At 43.9% G+C, this 6483-nt stretch carries 4 protein-coding genes; 3 read left to right on the top strand and 1 reads right to left on the bottom strand.

Translation table 11 applies throughout. The annotated features are described in order from the left end of the window. The 3 genes from KKA81_08115 to KKA81_08125 all read left to right on the top strand — a co-directional run. Positions 1-243, top strand: a 243-nt coding sequence (locus KKA81_08115; protein MBU2650885.1) for a T9SS type A sorting domain-containing protein, incomplete at its 5' end; no start/stop codon positions are given. 162 nt (positions 244-405) lie between these two features. Next, on the top strand, positions 406-2277 hold the full coding sequence (locus KKA81_08120) for a T9SS type A sorting domain-containing protein (GenBank protein ID MBU2650886.1): 1872 nt from the start codon (positions 406-408) through the stop codon (positions 2275-2277). Between the two features lie 70 nt (positions 2278-2347). After that, positions 2348-4360, top strand: coding sequence for a T9SS type A sorting domain-containing protein (locus KKA81_08125; protein ID MBU2650887.1), 2013 nt, complete (start codon positions 2348-2350; stop codon positions 4358-4360). Between the two features lie 48 nt (positions 4361-4408). Here KKA81_08125 and KKA81_08130 read toward each other — a convergent pair. Beyond that, positions 4409-6483: ComEC family competence protein (locus KKA81_08130; GenBank protein ID MBU2650888.1), on the bottom strand; the 2075-nt coding region annotated here is incomplete at its 5' end.

Consider the following 6483-nt stretch of genomic DNA (forward strand, 5'->3'; position numbering starts at 1 on the left):
CAGAACCGTCCCAACCCCTTCAGCAACACCTCCGTTGTTCAGGTTACCCTTGAACAGCAGGCTGATGTTACCCTTGAGGTAATTAATCTGATGGGTCAGAAGGTTTATGTAGTAAATATGGGCACCCTGAATGCCGGTTCGCATCCAATCACCATCGATGCTACCGGACTTGATTCAGGTGTTTATTTCTACACCGTTAGGTCTGGAAACAGCTCCGTTACACGGAAAATGATTGTGGAATAATAACTGAATAATATTCTGCTTGCAAAAAGGCTGTCCTCAGGACAGCCTTTTTGCTTTTTATTAACTTGTAAAGCCTCTCAGTAAATTCTATTAATATTTTGCCTGGTTTTTTTGTACTTTAGCATTGTTGTGCATTAGTGTCAAAATTTTAATATTACCCTTATGAGAAAAACTTTACTCCTTTTATTGTTCATGGGATTTTTTACCATGCTTTTGGCCCAGGAAAGGGCTTTCCTGCCAAAAGAATTTGCCAGGATTGCTGTAAAGGCAACCTATGAAAGGCCAGCTGATAAAATTATAGATAATCTTCAGCCAGAAAATATGGATTCCTGGAAAGGAACTGCGGCGATTACCGAAACCCAGATCGGAAATACTGTATATGACCTTCAATCAAATAAGCTGTTAGGCAACAGAGTATGCCGTTTTGACGATGGTACTATTGGTGCTGTATGGACTATGGGATTGTCTGCTACCAGCTTTCCGGACCGTGGTACCGGATATAATTATTTTGATGGGACTTCCTGGGGAGCTATGCCTGCCGGCAGAATAGAAAGTCTTAAAACAGGATGGCCCAGCATTGCACCCTTAGGTGAAAATGGCGAAATTATTGTCAGCCACGATTTTACAAATTTTTTACTTTATTTTCTTACCCGTGAGAACAAAGGTACCGGTGTTTGGACGGAAACGGCCTTTACCTATTCTTCAGGGCCTCCAAGATTGGCCTGGCCGAGGCTGATGACGGGCGGTGAAGATAAACTGACTGTCCATATGCTCGCAAACAGCTACGAAGCCTACCAGGGGATGACTACAGGGACAGTTTATTCACGCTCAATTGACGGTGGCCTGACCTGGGATATTGAGAATATCCTGATTGATGGCATGGGGCCTGATAATTACCTTGAAATAGCAGCAGATGAATACATATGGGCAGAACCACGAAACGGGAAAATTGCTTTCCTCTGCGCAAGTGCCTGGCACGACATGTTTATGATGAAATCGGATGATAACGGAGATTCCTGGGATAAAACAGTGATCTGGGAGCATCCATATCCTTTCTTTGATTGGAATGTGACCATAACCGATACATTTTTCTGTGTTGACAATTCAGCAGGAATTACCCTCGATTATGACGGAAAAGCCCATGTGGTATTTGGAATAAACCGTGTTTTGCATGACGCCGTGGGAACCTCTTATTTCCTATTCCCATATGTGGATGGAATCGGATACTGGAACGAAGATATGGAAACTTTCAGCAATGACTTAAGTGCCCTGGCTCCTCCTTACCTGGGTTATCCGAATTCCGAATTGGTGGAGGATTATAATTATATCGGATGGATGCAGGATGTAAACGGGGACGGGCAAATCGACTTAAATACTGACATTTTATACTACCGAGAATTAGGACCCTCTACCATGCCCACGATCCATGCTGATGAAAACGGGTTTATGGCAGTAATCTTTGCTTCCACAACTGAAACCTATGAAGTGGATGTTTATAATTACAAACATTTGTGGGCCAGGCCTTTTGCCGGTAATGAATGGCACGATTTCACGGACCTTACAAAGGATATCGTTCATATATTCGATGAGTGTATATACCCGCAGTTAGCCCAGAGTTCCGACAACAAGCTTTATTATATGTATAATGCTGATGTTACTCCCGGTGTTGCCCTTGACGACGCTCATGGTTACCAGGATAATCGGCAGGTATTTGCAATGGTGGATAAATCCGACCTTTATCCTGCAATTGGATACGAAGAACTTTCATCGGGAAATTCGAATTTTTCAGTATCCCAAAATATTCCCAATCCTATTAATGGAAATACTACCATTTCAATTGAAACCAGGAAGCCTTTAAAACTTGGTTTTACTCTGCAAAATGCAATGGGGCAGGAGGTATATCGTCTCGACCTGGGAAGAGTGGACGGCAGAAGCACGATCATCCTGGATACTTCTCTTTATCCTGGAGGATTATATTTTTATACAGTGACCTCAGGAAATGAAAAAATCACAAAAAAAATGATCATTAACTGATTTGTTGTTTAAGTTTTTCATTTTTTGTTATTTTTGTTTAGAACCTTTTGTTAACAAAAAATTTATCACCATGAAAAAACTACTACTGTTAAGCCTGGCTTTACTATGGGGTTTTGCTTTGCTTGCGCAAAAAGTAAATCCCGACATCCGTAGGGTAGCTCTTTCTGATTTTGATCAGAAACAGCCCGTTACGGCTGATTTAGGTACAAAATCACAATCTCCTGCAACCTATCCTGCACCCAATGTTGTTCCTACCGATGATCCGAATATTGTAACCATTATTCAGATTGGTAGTTCTGCCAATGCATACGGCTATGGCTATAGCAACGGATCTGCAACTTTCGTTTGGGCAGATCCCAACATTAATTCTGTTGCGAATACTCACCGTATGGGTGGGGAAGTTGGCCCTCCGGGACAGTTTTCCGGTGACCTTGCCTACGACATTTCCACCGATGGTGGTATGACATGGACCAACCAGATCAAGATGTACGAATCCAATGTTGCTGCCAATCCCGATGCTGCAAGGTATCCGCAAGGCGCCATTTACAATCCTCCGGGCAATACCGACCCGATGAACGCATGGATGACTTTCTTCGCTGCTACCCTTGATGGCTCGAACGGCGGTACATGGGGAGGTTATGGTTATGGTGTTGCCAGCATCGCCGACCCGACAGATACCACTAAACACCTCCTGCATTCAGATCTTGAAGCCGGTTTTGCTCAAGGTATCCCTACAGCCTACCACATCACCCAGCAAGGTGATGCCTGGATGGCCGATGCCGCTTTGCAGGATTCTTATGTTGCTTATCTTGGAAACATTATCTTCATGCATGGTGTGTTTAACGATGCCATTGGTGATTATGAATGGGAAGAATTCCTTGTACCGGCCACAGCAGATTACGCCCGTTACCTGAAAATGGCTTTCTCACCCGATGGTTTGAACGGTTATGTTTTCTGGTGCAGCAATAACGCATCTATCCCGTTTTATGATGAAACTGCATGGGATTACCCACTTCTTCTTAAAACCGATGATGGCGGAGCAACCTGGGCAGATGACCTGATCAGCGTCCAGCTTGGTGGCCCCGACGGTATCCCCGTTATCAAAAACTGGCTCACCGATGAACAATTGGATGGAATTTTCGGACCCGGCACCTGGGACAGAGACCAGCTTATTTATTCCGGTCAGTGGTGGAATACCGACGTGGCTGTTGATGCCGGCGGAAACCCGCACATCATTACTCAGGTTTTTCTGGGTTATACTGATGAAGGAACAAACTATATTATCGTAGAACCGCATACTTTCGGTATGTTTGATATTTACTCCTTCGATGGCGAAACCCTTGATCAGGCAGTCCTCCTGGGTACAAACCAGAACTATGACGGTGTATTCCAACCGGATGATTTCACAGAATATAACCGCGCACAGGCATCCACTACCCTTGATGGTACCAAAATGTTCTTCTCCTGGATCGATACTCAAATCGAAGGAATCGAAGAAAACAGGTCACCCGATGTATTTACACGTGGTTTCGATCTCATCTCCAACAATATCACTGTTGGCGACGCCCCGGGCGGATGCGACAACGTTACCGCTTTCTCTCAGGGTATGTGGCAGTCGTGGTTCATGGCAGCTTCTTACTATGTGCTTGAAGAAAGCGACAATTATACTATGCCTATGGTCTATGAAACCTTAAATCCCGATAATGTTATTGAGCCCGTAAGATTTAATTACATTCAGGATTGGTCGTATAATGTAGCCGACTTTACCCAGCCTTCCGGCAATCCTCCCTTCCCCTGGGTAGGTATCGAAGAACCGGAAGCCAATGCATCTATCAATGTTTCCCAGAATTATCCTAATCCTTTCAGCGGAACCACCGTGATAGATATTTATGTCCCCCAGGCATCTGAGGTGTCTGTAGAGGTTACTAACCTTATCGGACAAACGATCTATCAGAATAATATGGGTACGGTTTCCGGAAATGCCAGGATCAGCCTGAAAGCATCCGAATTTACCGGCGGTGTATATTTCTATACCGTAAGGGCCGGAGATCAGTCAATGACCCGTCAGATGATCGTGGAATAATACACTATTTTGATATTCTAATAAAAAAAGGCCGCTTGCGGCCTTTTTTTATTTTTTTATCTCCAGTATAAATGCGCCATCTGAAAGCAGGTCATGAATTCGGGTTTTGCCTGATAGTTCGTTTATTAGTATTTCTTTCTTGTAATTTGCCAGGGTTCCATCCAGGATTATTGGGAGAGAATCAGGAAATTCCTTTTCCTGTAATTGAACGGTTCCTGGCAAGTCTTTGATAAGAACTGCATTGTTTTCACAATATCCGACGGCTTCAAAACCGGCAATATCGCTTAAAATAAGAACACGATACCCGTTAAAGAAAATTAAAGGCCCATTTTTAATGAACAGCAACTCTTTGTTATGTATCAAAGTATCTTTTTCTATTATAACCGGAATATGATTATTCAGACCCGACCTCAAATGATTTCCTCCCAGATGGAATGAAAAGGACCGTTGATCCAGCAACAGGGTGGTATCGGCAAGAATAACATGGTTTTTACCGGATATGAAATCAATGGCTGTGGAGCCACGTATACCATATATAATTATCCTTTCCTGTGACAATTTTTGCTTTTTGCTTAGGGTAGAAACGGTGAAAAGCAATGTCAGCGATATCAGCAGCGCCATCCTGGAATACCTGTTAGCAGCATTAAACCAGATAATTCCGGCAACTAATATTACATAGCATAGGATACACTGTGGAGTATTTATGGTTATTCCATCAATAACAGAGCCTTCCATGTTTTTAATAAAAGCAACCATATAGTTCATGAAGCCAAGGATCTTGTCAAAAATATACGCTGTCCATTCAGCTGTTTCCCTGAACACCGATGCGGTGAACATGCCTATTCCCGTGTAAATTACCAGGGAAGAGAGCGGCACTACCACCAGGTTGGTCAGGAGAAAATACGAAGGAAACTGGTGGAAGTGGTAAATGGCCAGGGGAGCAGTGAATGCCTGGGCTGCAATGGATACGGTGATCAATGCCCATATTTTTGCAGTAATTTTCCAGCGACAATATAAAGTTTGATAAAGCAAAGGCTGGAAGCTGACTATCCCGATCACAGCCAGATACGATAGTTGAAAGCCCAGGGAAAAGATTATTCCGGGATTTGTAAGCAAAAGGAAAAATGCAGAAGCGGCAATGGAATTATAGATATCCGGTCTTTGCCGGTAGACCTGGCCGCTGATGATGAAACTCAGCATGGTTGCCGCCCGCATGACCGAGGGTGACATTCCGGTGATCAGGGCATACATCCATATACTTGCCAGCAATAATGAAACCCTGATGATGTTTGTCCATCTTTTTCTCTTCAACTTGCCAAGTAAGGCATTGATTAGCAAATAAACTACCCCGACATGAAGCCCGCTGACACAAAGTACATGCATAGCTCCTGCACCGCTGAAGGCCTTTCTTTGGTCTTCCGACAAGCCTTCGTCGTCACCCAACAGCATAGCCCTGGCTATGGCGGCGTTTTCCGGATCGGTTATATAAAACATCAGGATACGGTTCAGTTTTTCCCGGAAAGACAGGCTTAGGCTCTTTAGACCTTTCCAATGCTGCCTTTCCAAAAGTTTCCATCCACCATCGCTTATAAATACCTGCCACTGTATCCCCTGAAGGGCGAGGTATCGGCGATAATCAAACTGACCTGGATTCAAAGGAGGCATAACTTCCTGAAAACGGCCCTTGCAGATAAGCAGGTCACCATATTCAAGCGTGTCTGCACCCGAATCCGTCGAAAAACCGGCAGTGACTTTCGTGGTGGTATTACCGATATGGTTGTTTAATAGCCTGATTTCCAAAACCATCATTACGCTCTTACGCTTGGGTTCCGGTATGGATATTACTTTTCCAGCGAAATAAATTGGTTTACCTGTCTCAGATTCAGGCAGGTCGAATGGGTTCTGAAAGAATATCCGGTTATGACAAAATCCTGAAAGAACCAGTACGATGTTGATGATCAAACCCGGGATCCAGCGATGACGGTAAGGTAATACCGGCCGGAATACTATCATGATCATCATGGCTATCCCGAAAAAGGAAAGTATTGCAAGAGGTATAATGGTAAGAACATCCTGGAGATACTGACCGGACATAATTCCCCCAAGAAAAGGAACAAGCAATC

The organism is Bacteroidota bacterium, from assembly GCA_018831055.1.
Taxonomy (GTDB): domain Bacteria; phylum Bacteroidota; class Bacteroidia; order Bacteroidales; family B18-G4; genus M55B132.